The sequence below is a fragment of the Sphingobium xenophagum genome, from assembly GCF_031457465.1.
GTDB classification, from domain to species: domain Bacteria; phylum Pseudomonadota; class Alphaproteobacteria; order Sphingomonadales; family Sphingomonadaceae; genus Sphingobium; species Sphingobium xenophagum_A.
Genome location: NZ_JAVDWV010000023.1, coordinates 37,055 through 52,199, shown reverse-complemented (window position 1 = coordinate 52,199; position 15,145 = coordinate 37,055). Strand labels below are relative to the sequence as shown.

The window sequence follows — 15,145 nt, the reverse complement described above, 5'->3', positions numbered from 1 at the left end:
CACGCGGAACCCCATGCGACAGAGGAAAATACGGCTCGATCCGGCGCATTTGCGCCTCTGATAGCCAGATCAGATCACTCATGGCAGCGCCTCCTCACGCCGCCACTGAATCAAATGGTAACCCCCAATGCAAGTAATTTAATAGGTCCTGATCCTATACAGGTGAGCGCGAAATGCAGGGGCGTACCGACCGCCGTCAATTCTGGGGTGCGCTCGACCCGCGCTATCGCCGACAGGACATTGGGGCGATCAACCTCGGCGGCGGTGCGCAGACGATCACTATCCGGCCTTTGACCGCCGAAGGCACTCCTGCCAGCGTCAAGATCACCACGTTGCAGCTTGAGCCAATGCCGCTGGCCAATCTCGAAATTCGGGCCAGACCGTGAGTTTGAACCCGCTTTGAGCGCAAGAGACATTCGCACGTGAGGCGACGCCAGGTGCAGCAGGGGCTATGCGTGGCGACGAGATCAATACGCTTTTTACCGTCGATCGACATACATACGTGAAAGTTCAGGCCCCCCAACATCTCGAACTACCCCGGTTCCGACCGACGAGTCGCCCGATATTCTCCAAGCATCACCAGCTACCTGCACCCGTAGCTAGTCTCATCGGTGTGTGCCTATTCCATCACTTTGCAGATAAAATTGGCGGGATAATCGGTCATTAGTCCGACATTTGGAATTGAAGTTTTATATGCGCTATTTTGGCCGGGACTCGGCAACCGTTTATTAATGCCGTGAAACTATTGTAGAATCTTCCGCATTGGCTGCCCGTCGCCCCTCACTAGAAGCGTTTTTGACGCGCGGATGGGTCATATTTTCGGCTTTTTATGGTTAGCCACTCCCCGCCCCTGGCGCCAAAATCATTATTGACAAAGCTATCACATGAGATATTTTACTATCACATGTAAGATAACGAAAAATGGAGGGGGTAAGTCAATGAAAGTGTCTACCAGAATTATGTCGACGGTCGCGCCTCTGGCGCTGTTGGGAGCTCCTGCTTTGGCGCAGGAGGCTACTCCAGTAGCAGCCAGTGCAACCGCCGATGGGGTGAACGGAAATGATAGGTCCGTTGAAGACAGCCTTAACGACGCCATCGTCGTAACCGGTGTGCGCCAGAGCCTTCGGGCCGCCATCGATATCAAGCGCAATTCGGATCTGATCCAAGATTCGATTTCCAACGAAGACGTGGGCAAGTTCCCGACCCGGAACATCGCTGATGCGCTTCAGCGCATCACGGGCGTGCAGGTGAACCGCAGTTATGGCGAAGGCAGCACCATCCTGTTGCGTGGCCTGCCTTCGACGATGGTCTCCAACATGTATAACGGTCGCCAACTACCGTCGCCGACCGGCGGTCGCAGCCTCGATTATTCGATCCTTCCGGTTGATTTCGTGCGTACATTGTCGATCTACAAAACCCCAACAGCAGACCTGCCGCAGTCAGGATTAGCGGGTACGGTCAATGTCGAGCCGATCCATCCTCTTGATTTTAAAAAGCGGACATTTGCGATTAATCTTGATGGCGTCCACGATGGCAATACCAAGAAAGCCAAGGGAGGTGGCTCCGCTTTCTATGCTGACCAGTTCTTCAATGATACATTGGGCATCGCGATTGGCGTCAGCAAAAACGTAAGGTCGATTTCGCGCACTGGCTGGAGCGATTTCTGGTTTGAACCACGCCGGGAAATTCCGCCGGGCGGCGCAAGTGTTCCAGGTGGTAATAATTTCTATCCCAACGGCCTCGATGCAAACGGCAACGGCTCTTTCGCCGACACCTACCGCCTGTGGCACTATGCCCAGGTCATGGAAAATGTTGGCACGCGCGATCGGACCAGCGCCGTCGCCACCGTCCAGTGGAAGCCCAGTGATCGTTTTGAAGTGACAGGTGACCTGATCCTGTCCCGGATGCGCACGCGTGCCCAGACAGTTGGAGCCAACGCGCGCTTCACCAATGCGCTCGGTGCGATGAGCAATGTCAAGACCGACGCCAATAACAACATCATCTCGGCCGACGTCGACAATACGTGGCTGCTCTACACAGCGCGAGACGACGACAATCGTCAGCGTCTCCTATCGGGCAGCCTGGGCTTCACCTGGAAGGCCACCGATCGGTTCGAGATCGAAGCCGGTGGTTCCAAGGGTTCTGCGCGGCAGAGGAGCAGCAACTTCTCTTTGGAAGGCACTGCCTACACCAAGATGCACTACGACTTCGTAAAGGATCCAGCCGTCGCCTCCTTTGGCTATGCCGATCCCTCATTCGAGCCGATGAATCCTAACAGTTGGTACTTCACCCATATCAACGGAAATTATAACCAGACGAATAATAATGATACCTATGCAACGCATCTCAATCTGAAATATGATGCGGACTGGGGACCGCTGAAAACGATTTATGTTGGCGGCAATATCTATTCCAACAAATTCTACGGCGACGGGCAAAATCTTTTCGCACGAGATCTCAACGCTCTGTCGAAGTTGACGGGGCAGCCGATCATTGCCAATGCCTATCCAGACGGCCGCAGCGCGTTGAGCGCAGCGCCATACATGTCGGTGTCACCTATCAAAGGCAATCCGATTTCAAGCTATGGCGGTGCAGCGACATTTCCACAAACATTCTTGTGGACGGATTCACGAAAGTTCTTCGCCAAACATTCTCTGGATGATCTCCTTGCTATTCCAGGGTCATTGACGCGCAATCCTGCAGTGGCATCGCGGGTAGGCGAACTTGTAAATGCCGCTTATATGCGCCTCGACTTCGCCAGCGATGATAATCGCTGGTCGGCCAATATTGGCCTTCGATATGAGCGTACAAAAGGCACCGCCACTTTCTACGGCGTTGATTTCAGCAAGATCCTCTACGATCCTCGTCCAACCTGCGATCAAATTTGTGCCCAGTCCAACCAGACGCTCAATGCCTCGCTCTTGAAAAGCCAGGTCAACACATATGACCAGTGGTTGCCGAGCGCCAACATCAAATATTCCGTTACCGATAACCTGATTGCACGCATCAGCGCGTCCAAACAAATGACACGTCCTGATCTGAACGTGCTGATCGGTGGCGAGTCGGTGCAGATGTTGCAGACTCCGGCAACAGGCGGCGATCCCATTACGACGATCAACTCCGGCAATCCGGATATTAAGCCCTATCTGGCTAATGCGCTGGATGCGTCGCTCGAATGGTATTTCAGCGCCGAAGGCCTTTTGTCGATCGCCGCCTTTTACAAGGACGTCTCGAACTGGGTATTCACGTCACAAACCAATGATGTGCGCACCATTGCGCTCACGCAAGGCGGTACCCAAGATTACACCTTCCTGCGCACCCTGCCGCAGAATGGTGGCGGTGTGAAAATCAAGGGTTTTGAACTGTCGTATCAGCAGCCGTTCACCTTCTTGCCAGGTGCCCTGTCCGGTTTTGGGTTCATCGGTAATTATACCTATGTCGATGCCAGCGACATCATCAACAAATCGACCAAAGAACGCGTTCCAGTTGTTGGCGTTTCGAAAAATTCTTTTAACGCCAGCTTTTACTACGAAAAATACGGCTTTAATGCGCGTCTTTCATATAATTACCGCCAGGGTCGCATCGAGCAGGTCCGTGATTATTGGAGCGTCACACCAACTTACTCCAAAAGCTATGGCCAGTTCGATCTGGCAACCGGGTATCAGTTAACAGAAAATGCCCAGGTTACATTTTCTGTTATCAATTTGCTAAACAAGCCGAATTATATTGGCTATGCTAAAGTCGGCGGCTATATAAATGATTATTATCAGGAAGGTCGCATTTCCCAATTGAGCCTTCATTTAAAATTCTGATCTTCTCCCCTGACCCCGGTAGCTCTTTGGAGTTGCCGGGGTTTATTGCGTCTTATCGTGCTGGGGGAAATTTATATTTATACTGAAATACCCACTTGCGGTACTGAACTTCTTGTTGATGGGATTACGGGCAATGAAACATCTCGCTATGATCTTCCGTCCTGCACTGCTAGCGATGGCCACAGCCCTTTGCGGCCCAGCTGCGCTTGCTGGTCAGACCGATGGACCCAATTCCGTTCCCAATAATGCGGCTGCGTCCGACCGCTCCTACCGCCCCGCCCCTGAAAATCTTGCCGCGCGCGAATGGTTTCAGGATGCCCGCTTTGGCATATTTCTGCACTGGGGATTATATAGCCAGTTGGGCGGGGCAGGAACTCCGGGCCTGGCCGAATGGATCATGGAGGACAAAAAGATCCCTGCGGCCAAATATGAGCGACTGGCCAAGTTCTTCAACCCCGTGAAGTTCGACGCAGATGAATGGGTTCGGTCCTTCAAGGATGCTGGTGCCCACTACATCGTGATAACCAGCAAGCATCATGACGGCTTCGCCATGTTCGACAGCAAGGTGTCGTCATACAACATCGTCAAAGCGACCCCTTTTGCGCGCGATCCCATGGCAGAACTCGCCGCCGCATGCCATCGACATGGCATCAAGCTATTCTTTTATTATTCGCAACTCGACTGGCATAATCAGGATTATTTCCCGCGCGGCCAGACCGGACAGTCGGCCGGCCGACCTGATTCTGGCGATTGGGAACGCTATCTCGATTATCAGGACGCGCATCTGCGCGAATTACTGACGCAATATGGCCCAATCGGCGGCATCTGGTTCGATGGCTGGTGGGACCAGGAAAAAACGCCGCTTCGTAACCGCTGGCGCCTTGAGCGGACCTACCGCCTCATCCACCAACTACAGCCCGCAGCGCTGATCGTGAATAACCATCACCAGGCACCATTTAACGGCGAGGATTATCAGACGTTCGAACGCGATCTGCCCGGCCATAATACGATGGGCTATAGCGGTTCTGCAACGATCGGATCACTGCCACTGGAAATGTCGGAAACGATGAATGGCAGTTGGGGCTTCAACCTGGTCGATGACAAGTTTAAGTCCCCGCAAACGCTGGTACGCACGCTTGTCAATGCGGCTGGCCGCGGCGCCAATCTGTTGCTCAACACCGGTCCGATGCCCAACGGCGAAATTCAGCCCGAAAATCTTGACACCTACCGGCAGATCGGCGCGTGGCTTAAGGACCATGGAAACAGCATCTACGGGACGCGGGGCGGGCCGATAGCGCCAGGCGATTGGGGTGTCACGACGCAGCGCGGTAAGACCGTCTATGTCCATCTCTTGCGTGAACATGATGGCCGGATCACGCTCCCATTGCGCGACGGCGTGACGTCGGCCAAGCTGCTGGACGGGGGACAGCCGGTCGCGATTATGGCACGATCCGGGCAGGTCACTCTGTCCGGCCTGCCGCCCCTGGGCCAACAATGGGATCAGGTGGTCGAACTACAACTGCGCTGACGACCTTGAACCGCCGCAGCTTTGGCTGTGTCGAGCCTTTCGGTTGCCTGCTTTTGCGGCAGCCGAAAGGCTCGACGCGATGGGAATGGTATCAGGACTTCCTGCTCTAATCCTCGCCATGCTCGAACGGTCGCCAGCCCAGTGCGATCGAAATATCCTCAGCCGCGCGCTTTAGCTCGGTCGTCGCCTCCTCGATCGATACCAGTTGCGATCCGTCTATCAGTTCCAGAAACGGCACCGTCAACGCAGCCAGCAATTCTCCGCCAAAGCCGAATATCGGGAAGCTGATGTCGGTAACCCCGCGGGTTACCGGGCTTTCACGCAGATAATAGCCGCGGGCGCGTATCTCCTTGAGGCGCCCTGCGAGTGACGCTTGCCCGACCGGCTCTTTGCGGAGCGCAGCGGCGCGGCTAATCATCTTTTCGCTGGCATCATCGGCCGCGAACGCCAGCAGGACATTGCCGGAGCAACTGCGGATCAGGTCGATCGATGCGCCCACCCGTAGCGAGAAACCGCGCGTGCCCGGATTTTCCTCCCGCGCAATCACCAAACCTTCAGCTGCTTGCGCGACGACCAAATGGCAGGATTGGCCGATCGCCGCTGCCAGGGCCTGCATTTCGGGCTGTGCCGTCACAACCAGTTTGCGCGCAGGGGTCGCCCGATACGCGACGTCCAGAAATTTGTAGGTCACCGTATACCGGTCGGTCACTCGCGATTTCTGAAGATAGCCCGCTTCTTCAAGCACGACGACGATACGGAACAATTCGCCTAATGACCGGCCAAGCGCCGCCGCCATCTCGCTCGCTAACAATCCCTGTGGATTGTTGGCGAGCAATTCGATGATAAGAAAGGCCTTGTCGAGTGCTGGAGCCTTATAGCTACCCTTTCGCTGCGCCGCGGCACCGTCTTGCTTTACCATATATTCCCACATCAATGTTGCCACCGATAGGTCTAGCCCCAATCAAGCGACAATGATAGATGCTTGGGGCAACTGTGTCGCACGATGTCAATCGTTGGATCGGGGGTGTCACACCGTGACGATGGCCTTTACGATCATTTCTTGCTGGCCAAGCAAAGAAGGCATATCTGTTGCCAAATCAGCAAGATCAATGCGATGAGTCAGCATTCGATCGGTCGGGATGGTACCGTTGCGGATAGAATCAATGACCAATTCGAAATCGGCATGAAGCGCGTTGCGGCTGGCCAAGAGCGTCGTTTCTCGCTTGTGAAACTCCGGGTCGGCAAAGACCAGATTATCGAGGCATAGCCCGACTAGAATATAGGTACCGGCATGGGCTACATTGGCCAGTCCAGCGTTCATAGCCGCAGCACTGCCGGTCGCATCGAACACATAGTCGAACATTTCACCGTCCGAAATCTCGGCCAGCTTCACCGTCGCATCCGGTCCAGCAGTGACGCAGCTGCCAAACCCGAAATCCTGAACAGCCTTTGCCAGCCGCGCGTCGCTGCGATCGAGCAGCGTGATCGAACCTGCACCTGCTATGCGGGCGAACATCGCGCACGCAATGCCGATCGGTCCGGCGCCGGTTACCAGAACGCGCGAACCAGCGGCGATCGCCGCGCGACGTACCGCATGTGCGCCAATCGCAAGGAACTCAACCATGGCCGCTTGATCGACGGTGAGCCCCGGCGTGGGGATGATCGCCGAACTCGGGACAGCCAGATATTCCGCCATGCCGCCATCGGCATGGACACCCAACACGCTGACCCTCGCGCAGCAGTTAGGCCGTTGCCGACGGCAGGCGACGCATGTCCCACATGGAATATAGGGATTGACAGTGACAACCTGTCCAATCGCCAGATCACTGCCTACCGATGCCTCGACGACTTCACCGGCCAACTCGTGGCCGATCAGGCGCGGATAAGTGAAGAAAGGCTGCTTGCCCGTGAAGATATGGAAATCCGTGCCGCACACGCCCACGCGGCGGATACGCAGCAGAACTTCACCCTGCCCAGCCACCGGGCGCGCACGCTCTTCAATGCGCGCCTCATTGGGTGCCACGCAAACCAGTGCCTTCATGCCATCCTCGCTATCAATGTTTGGCTACCGACGCGACGCGCCGATCTTCATCATCCATAGTTTTTGCAATCTTCTTATCATATATGCAATATAAATCCGTGTGAGTCTGGAAGAACTCATAGTTATATGTCCCAGTACATCCAATGCGATCAAATCGGGATGCTGAAGATGCCCTGTAACCCAGACGGCGCAGGCTTAGCATAAAGGCCCGGGAATCGCCTAAGATGAACAGATGCCTGTCGAATCCAATGCCGTTGCCGCTGTCACACGCCCGCCGCGGATTTCTTTTCAAACGACCGTCGGTGCGAAGCGGCACACCGACTGTATAGGTCACACGGGCGATCGCTGGTTGCAGCCTCCTTACCGGCCGAGCCGCCAAATTGAGCCCTATGATATGCGCCTATCGCATGCCCGACAGGTGCTTGATCGTTTGCTTTATGCAGGCATTTAGCCCGCCTAATCCCTGGTCCTCGCCGGGACAAATTTGCGCTTTCCTTGAGGTTCGCTTTTTGATATCGTCCGATCATATATGATATTAAGTCGATGAGTATGAGAGGAATTGAGATGATCTCCCGGCAAATCAGCCCCTTAACCCTTGGGGTTGTTCTCTTCGCTTGCGCGGGCACGTCTCCTGCATTGGCTCGCCAGTCCACATCCCCCGCGCAATCGACGCGCGTTGTATCATCGACTGCCGAATTGACCCGCGCGCTTGCTGATGCCCGTCAGGGCCGCGTCCGTACGATCCGCCTCTCCACGGGTCGCTACACGCTGGCCGCGCCACTCGTTATCGACGCTGCGCTTTCGGGCACGCCCGATGCGCCGTTCACGATCGAGGCTGCCGCCAGCGCGCGGGTCGAACTGAGCGGCGCACGCGCGCTGCCGAAACTGTCGTGGCAGCGACAGCCCGATGGCGTCTGGCGCGCCGCGCTCAAGACCGCGCCGTTCGCGCGGCTGTGGTTGGGCGACAAGGCGCAGATACTGGCCCGCTATCCCAATTATGATCCTGCCAAACTGCCGTTCGGTGGCGTGGCGGCCGATGCCACGTCCCCGGAACGTGTGGCACGCTGGTCCAATCCGGCGGGCGGGATGCTGCACGCCCTGCACGGCAGCCGCTGGGGCGATGTCCATGTTCCGATCCTGGGAAAAGGGCCTGACGGCACGCTGCTTTATGGGCCGGCATTGGGCAACAACCGTGCTGCGCCACCCAGCGTGAATGAGCGCTTTGTCGAGAATATCCGCGAAGAGCTCGACGCACCTGGTGAATGGTTTTATGATTCGGCGGCAGGTTATCTTTATTATAAGCCGGTCGGCGATGCCGCGCCCCCCGCGAACGGATTTCGCGCCGGCACGTCGGAGGAGTTGATCCGGGTTGTGGGCCGTCCGGGCGCACCGGTCCATGACGTCCGGGTGTCGGGGCTGGCGTTCCGCGCAACCGAACCGACCTACCTCAAAACCAATGAGCCTTTGCTGCGGTCGGACTGGATGTTCCATCGCGGCGGTGCCGTGCTGATCGCCGACGCAGAACGTGTCACGGTGGAAGGTGGCGATTTCCAGGATCTTGGCGGCAACGCCATCGTCGTGAGCGGACATGCGCGCCAGATCGCGCTACGTCGCAATCTGATCGCCCATATCGGTGCTAGTGCAATTGCCTTTGTCGGTTTGCCGACAGCCGTGCGCAGCCCGTTATTTGAATATAATGAGAGCAATCCGCTCGATAAGATTGATCGCACGCCCGGACCCAAGACCGACGATTATCCTGCCGACAGCATTGTGCAAGACAATCTGATCCATGACATCGGCATGATTGAAAAACAGTCGGCGGGGGTCACGATCGCCATGTCGGCCCGGATTTCCGTCGATCATAACAGCATCTACCGTGTTCCCCGTTCGGGCATCAACGTCGGCGATGGCACATGGGGCGGACATCAGATCACGAATAACGACGTATTCGACACAGTCCGCGAAAGCGGCGATCATGGTGCGTTCAACAGTTGGGGGCGCGACCGTTTCTGGCACCCGGACCGGGCCGAGATGGACCGGCGCACGACGGCTGAACGCGATCTGGTCAAACTCGACGCTGGTGAAACCATCGTTCTGCGCCACAATCGGTTCCACTGCGACCATGGCTGGGACATCGATCTGGACGACGGATCGTCCAACTATCTGATCGAGGACAATCTGATGCTGACGGGCGGGCTGAAGTTCCGCGAGGGATTCGACCGGATCGCCCGCAATAATATCATATTGAACAATACGTTCCATCCGCATGTATGGTTCGCAAACAGCCAGGACATCTTCACGCGCAACATCGTGATGGCTGCCTATCAGCCGATCCTCATGAAATCCTGGGGCAAGATGGTCGATTACAACCTGTTTATCACTCCGGCTGACCTCAAATTGGCGCAGGCCAATGGCACCGATAGCCATTCGATCGCTGGCGATCCGAAATTTGTGGCCCCCGCGCGCGGCGACTATTCGGTTGCAGCAGATTCGCCAGCCCTCAAAATCGGGTTCCGCAACTTCCGCACGGATGATTTTGGTGTACGCGACCCGCTCTTGCGTGCGCTCGCCGAGCAACCCAAGCTGCCAGATCCCGTGCTAGCGCCCAAGGCAGATCAACGCGAAACACCCCGTACTATTGCCGGGATGAGCGTCAAGTCCATTGAAACCCTGGGCGAACAATCCGCTGCTGGACTGCCGGACCGGACCGGCGTTCTGGTGCTATCGGTGGAACCGGGTGGGGCGGCAGCAGCAGCCGGGCTGAAAAGTGGCGATGTGATCCGCGCCATTGTCGGCTCCCCCGAAGCGCCGGGGCAGGACGTCCAGACCGCCGCCGCGTTCATCACCGCGGCGCAAGGACGCCGCTGGCAGGGCACGATCGTGGTTGAGGGCTTCCGCAACCAGCGCGCGCAACGCTTCACGCTGTCGCTGCATTGATAATCCCCCTCCCCTAACCGCCCATAGCGACGATCGCGCAGACGTCGGCCTTGGTCCACGCCTGCGCGATCCGTCCATCGACAAGGTATTCCATGACTGAGGCGTGCATCATCCAGTTCGGCACCAGCCGGTTTCTTCAGGCGCATGTCGATCTGTTTGCCTCTGAAGCGGCGGCGGTGGGACAGTATGTTCCCAGAATCATCGTGGTTCAGACCAGTGGGGATGCGACCCGCGCGGCGCGGCTCGCAGCGTTCGGTCAGCCCTGCGGTTATCCTGTCGTCATCCGCGGATTGGGCACCGATGGCGTGCCGGTAGAGCGGACCGTCGCCGTCAACAGCGTCAGCCACGGCCTCGCCGCTGCTCGCGACTGGCAGGATCTCATGACCCTGTTCGTGGCGCACGCCACCACTATCGTCTCCAATGTCGGCGATAGCGGCTATGCGGTTGCTCCGGCAGACAGGTCTGCCACCATATTGGATGGCACCTGCGCGCCCCAATCCTTCCCCGCCATTCTCCTGTCGCTGCTGCATGGGCGGTGGCGCAACGGCAACCCCACGCCCATCACGCTGCTGCCATGCGAACTCGTGCGGCGGAATGGCGATACGCTCAAACGGATATTGCGCGAACTCGCTATCGAAATCGGGGCGGATCCGGCCTTCATGCAATGGCTCGATCACACCTGCCTGTGGGTCAACAGCCTAGTCGATCGGATCGTATCCGAACCCATCGAGCCAGTCGGTGCCGTGGCGGAACCCTATGCCTTGTGGGCGATCGAGGATCAACCGGGGCTGGTAATGCCGTTCACTCATCCCGACGTGGTGCTGACCGACGATCTCGACCGCTACGAGCGCCTCAAGCTGCATGTTCTCAATCTTGGACATACTTGGCTGGCCCAGCGCTGGATGGATAGGGGCGGCGCAGTGGGCGCCACCGTGCGTGACGCCTTGGACGATGAAGCGACCGCAACCGCGTTGAACCGCCTCCTCGCCGAAGAAGTAGTGCCGAGTTTTGCGGCGCATGGCCTGGGAGACGAGGCGGCGGCCTATGGCGCGACCACGTTAGCGCGCTTTCGCAACCCGTTCCTGAACCATCGCCTGGCCGACATCGCGCAGGGCCATGACGCCAAAATTGCCAAGCGGGTGGGTGAATTCATCCGTTGGGTCGGCACCGCCGAAAATCCGCCCGCAATGCCGGAGCTAGCCGCGCTTGCCGGCCATGAAGGGGCATCCGCCACGTAGAATTGGTCGGCGCGGCATCAGGCCGACCACGCTTATTAGCCCCTATCCATTCCATCAGCCTGGAGTTGACTTCATGCCCGCTCAGCCGATCCGCAAACTCATGGTCGCCAATCGTGGCGAGATCGCCATCCGGGTGTTTCGTGCAGCGACGGAACTGGGCATCCGCACCGTCGCCATCCATTCCGAAGAAGACAGTCTGTCGCTCCACCGGTTCAAGGCGGACGAAGCCTATCTGCTCAACGCCAACGGCAAGGGCGCGATCGGCGCTTATCTCGACATAGCGCAGATCATCAGCATCGCGCGGGACAATGGCGTCGATGCCATCCATCCCGGCTACGGCTTCCTATCGGAAAATCCCGAATTTGCCGAAGCCTGCACGGCGGCGGGCATCATCTTCATCGGCCCCGATCCGCAAACCATGCGATCGCTGGGCGACAAGGTTTCGGCGCGGCATGTGGCGGTGCGCGCGGGTGTCGCTGTCGTCCCCGCTAGCGAGCCGCTGCCCGACGATGAATCCGTGATCGCGACCATCGCTGAGGATATCGGCTATCCCATCATGCTCAAGGCAAGCTGGGGCGGCGGCGGCCGGGGGATGCGTCCGATCGAATCGGTTGCCGGACTGATCGAGGCGGTCCGTTCGGGGCGCAGCGAGGCCAATGCGGCCTTCGGGCGGGACGAGGTCTATCTTGAAAAGCTCATCCGCCGCGCCCGCCATGTCGAGGTGCAGTTGCTGGGTGACAGCCATGGCAACCTATTTCACCTGTTTGAACGCGACTGTTCGATCCAGCGCCGCAACCAGAAGGTGATCGAGCGCGCACCCGCCCCCTATCTGGACGAGGCCACCCGCGCGGATCTGTGCCAGGCGGCGCTCGCGATCGGGCGAGAGACCGGCTATCGCGGCGCGGGCACGGTCGAGTTTCTGATGGATGAAGATAGCGGCGCCTTCTACTTCATCGAGGTTAATCCGCGCATTCAGGTCGAACATACGGTGACGGAAATGGTCACCGGCATCGACATCGTAAAAGCGCAGATCCGCATCGCTGAGGGCGGACGGCTGGGCGTGGCGGAGGAAACGGGCGTCCCGCCGCAGGACGCGATCCTGCTCAACGGCCACGCCCTGCAATGCCGTATAACCACCGAAGATCCGCAAAATGCCTTCATCCCCGACTATGGCCGCATTACCGCCTATCGCGGGGCATTCGGCTATGGCGTCCGGGTCGATGGCGGCACCGCTTATTCAGGCGCAATCGTCACCCGCCATTATGACCCACTGCTGGAAAAAGTCACCGCCTGGGCACCCACACCGGGCGAAGTGGTGGCGCGGATGATCCGGGCGCTGCGCGAATATCGCATTCGCGGCGTGGCGACCAATCTGGCCTTTCTCGAAAATGTCCTGACCCATCCCGATTTTCAAGCCAATCGCTACAACACCCGCTTCATCGACGAAACGCCGGGTCTTCTCGACATAGGCAAACGGCGGGACCGGGCGACAAAGCTGCTCACCTATATCGCCGATGTGACCATAAACGGGCATCCCGACGTCAAGGACCGTCAGCGGCCCCGGCTCGACCCGCGCGCCGCCAAGCCACCGGCAGCGCCGGGCGACATTCCAGACGGCGCGCGACAGGTGCTGGATCGGGATGGCGCCGTCGGCCTTGCGCGATGGATCCGGGCGCAGGACAAAGTGCTGCTGACCGACACGACGATGCGCGACGCCCATCAATCGCTGCTCGCCACGCGGATGCGCACGATCGACATGGCGCGGGTCGCGCCCGCCTATGCGCGCATGTTACCCCAACTTCTGAGCCTCGAATGCTGGGGCGGCGCGACGTTCGATGTCGCCCTGCGCTTTCTCGCCGAAGATCCGTGGGAACGGCTGACCACCATCCGGGAAGCGGCACCCAACCTTTTGACCCAGATGCTGCTGCGCGGGGCCAATGGCGTGGGCTATACCAACTATCCCGACAATGTGGTGCGCCATTTCATTGGGCAGGCCGCCAAGGGCATCGACATATTCCGCATCTTCGATTGCCTCAACTGGGTCGACAATATGCGCGTGGCGATCGACGCCGTGCTCGAAAGCGGCAAGCTGGCCCAAGGCGCGCTTTGCTATACCGGCGACATTCTCGATCCTGATCGGGCCAAATACAGCCTAGCTTATTATGTTGATCTCGCACGTCAGTTGGAAGCCGCAGGATGTCAGATGCTGGCGGTCAAGGATATGGCCGGCTTGCTCAAGCCTGCGGCGGCGCGCGTGCTGTTCTCGGCCCTTCGCGACGCCACCGACCTGCCAATCGCCTTTCACACCCACGACACGTCGGGCGCGGCGGCGGCCAGCGTTCTGGCGGCGGTCGATGCGGGCGTGGACAGCGTCGACGCGGCGATGGACGCCATGAGCGGGACGACTTCGCAACCCTGTCTCGGCTCGATCGTAGAGGCCCTGCGTCACGGTCCGCGCGACACCGGGCTGGATGCATCAGCCATTCGCGAAATCAGCGGTTATTGGGACTCTGTCCGCGCCCAATATGTCGCGTTTGAAAGCGACCTGCGATCGGGCGCGTCCGAAGTCTATCTGCACGAAATGCCGGGCGGACAATTCACCAATCTGAAAGAGCAGGCGCGCAGCCTGGGGCTAGAGGCGCGCTGGAACGAGGTCGCCACTGCCTATCACGACGCCAACCTGCTTTTTGGCGATATCGTCAAGGTCACGCCCTCGTCGAAGGTCGTGGGCGACATGGCGCTGATGATGGTGTCGCAGGGACTTCGTCGCGACGATGTGCTCGATCCGGCACGCGACATCGCTTTTCCTGCGTCCGTGGTCGAAATGATGCGCGGCGACTTAGGCCAGCCTGCTGGTGGGTGGCCGCAGCATATCCAGCGGCGCGTTCTGGGCAATAATGTACCCATGACTGTTCGCCCGGCTGATCTGCTGCCAGACCTTGACCTTGACGCGGAGCGCAAGGTTGCGGAGGCGCAATGCGGTCGTCGGCTGAGCGAGACGGAATTTGCCAGCTACCTGATGTATCCCAAGATATTCACCGGCTTTGCCGAGACGTCCGACCAGTTCGGTCCGGTCTCGGCTCTACCGACGCCAGTCTATTTCTACGGCATGGCGGTCGGCACGGAAATCCACGTCACGATAGAGCGTGGCAAGTCGCTCGTCATCACCCTGACCGCGATCGGCGAGGTCGAGGACGATGGCAGCGTCCGATTGTTCTTTGAACTGAATGGCCAGCCGCGCATCATTGCCGTCGCCTGTCATAAATCAGGCGCCTCCGCGCCCAGCCGCCGGGTGGCCGAGCCAGGGAACGACTGCCATGTGGCCGCCCCGATGCCCGGATTGGTAATCGCGGTCGATGCCGCTGCTGGCCAGTCCGTGGAGGCCGGCGATCGCCTGGTCACGCTGGAGGCAATGAAGATGGAAGCCGCGATCGTCGCTCCGTTCGCGGGCGTAGTCGAGGCGGTTCCGGTGCGGATGGGTGATGTCGTGGAGGCCAAGGATCTGCTGGTGATTCTATGTCCTATCGACCCAAGTGCATAGTCCGCTAAACTGCATCTTCCTCAATTGTCGTTCGTAGCAAGATCTTTG

At 58.6% G+C, this 15,145-nt stretch carries 8 protein-coding genes; 6 read left to right on the top strand and 2 right to left on the bottom strand.

What is annotated here, in order from left to right:
- Positions 1-173 precede the first annotated feature (173 nt).
- From J2W40_RS18665 to J2W40_RS18655, 3 genes are all read left to right on the top strand, one after another.
- Positions 174-386, top strand: a complete 213-nt coding sequence (locus J2W40_RS18665; RefSeq protein ID WP_310227473.1) for a hypothetical protein — start codon at positions 174-176, stop codon at positions 384-386.
- A 573-nt stretch (positions 387-959) separates the two neighbouring features.
- Entirely contained in the window at positions 960-3,812 is a 2,853-nt protein-coding gene (locus J2W40_RS18660; RefSeq protein WP_310227472.1) for a TonB-dependent receptor, read from the top strand.
- A gap of 133 nt (positions 3,813-3,945) precedes the next feature.
- Positions 3,946-5,340 (top strand): alpha-L-fucosidase, encoded by a 1,395-nt coding sequence (locus J2W40_RS18655; protein ID WP_310227471.1) that lies wholly within the window; start codon positions 3,946-3,948, stop codon positions 5,338-5,340.
- 106 nt (positions 5,341-5,446) lie between these two features.
- Here the strand turns inward: J2W40_RS18655 and J2W40_RS18650 are convergent, their stop codons facing one another.
- Both J2W40_RS18650 and J2W40_RS18645 read right to left on the bottom strand, forming a co-directional pair.
- Positions 5,447-6,259 carry an IclR family transcriptional regulator gene (locus J2W40_RS18650; RefSeq protein ID WP_310227470.1) on the bottom strand — a complete coding sequence of 271 codons (813 nt, stop codon included), beginning with the start codon at positions 6,257-6,259 and terminating at the stop codon, positions 5,447-5,449.
- Between the two features lie 108 nt (positions 6,260-6,367).
- A complete protein-coding gene (locus J2W40_RS18645; RefSeq protein WP_310227469.1) occupies positions 6,368-7,381 on the bottom strand; it encodes a zinc-binding alcohol dehydrogenase family protein in 1,014 nt (337 codons plus the stop codon).
- Between the two features lie 696 nt (positions 7,382-8,077).
- Here J2W40_RS18645 and J2W40_RS18640 point away from each other — a divergent pair.
- The 3 genes from J2W40_RS18640 (at position 8,078) to pyc (ending at position 15,097) form a co-directional block, all read left to right on the top strand.
- Positions 8,078-10,318 (top strand): PDZ domain-containing protein, encoded by a 2,241-nt coding sequence (locus J2W40_RS18640; protein WP_310227468.1) that lies wholly within the window; start codon positions 8,078-8,080, stop codon positions 10,316-10,318.
- A gap of 92 nt (positions 10,319-10,410) precedes the next feature.
- Complete coding sequence (locus J2W40_RS18635) at positions 10,411-11,556, top strand: mannitol dehydrogenase family protein (protein WP_310227467.1); 1,146 nt, start codon at positions 10,411-10,413, stop codon at positions 11,554-11,556.
- A gap of 73 nt (positions 11,557-11,629) precedes the next feature.
- Positions 11,630-15,097, top strand: a complete 3,468-nt coding sequence (pyc, locus tag J2W40_RS18630) for a pyruvate carboxylase (RefSeq protein ID WP_310227466.1) — start codon at positions 11,630-11,632, stop codon at positions 15,095-15,097.
- Positions 15,098-15,145 lie beyond the last annotated feature (48 nt).